Consider the following 259-nt stretch of genomic DNA (forward strand, 5'->3'; position numbering starts at 1 on the left):
GTCCAGCACAAGAATCAGCGGCAGTAATGAACTATGCGCAATCGTTAAATACGCGTTTAATTGCACATATCGATTTACATGAAACAACAGATTCTGATAACAGTGAATTTAGACCAGCACTCGCGGCTCGTGAAGGCAAAGTAAACACCAATTGGAATATTCCAGATGGCTTTTATTTAGTGGCTGATAACAACAAACCAGAGCCTGCTTTTCAAAAAGCAATTATTGAACATGTTGAAAAAGTAACGCATATTGCACC

1 protein-coding gene is annotated in these 259 nt (G+C 39.0%); it reads left to right on the top strand.

Annotation, left to right across the window (positions count from 1 at the left end; translation table 11 throughout):
• Window positions 1-259 (top strand): M14 family metallopeptidase (locus SB724_RS20780; protein ID WP_410572834.1); only part of this gene is annotated, 259 nt, incomplete at both ends.

The sequence above is a fragment of the Bacillus sp. SIMBA_031 genome, assembly GCF_046535225.1.
In the GTDB taxonomy this organism is placed as follows: Bacteria; Bacillota; Bacilli; order Bacillales; family Bacillaceae; genus Bacillus; species Bacillus velezensis.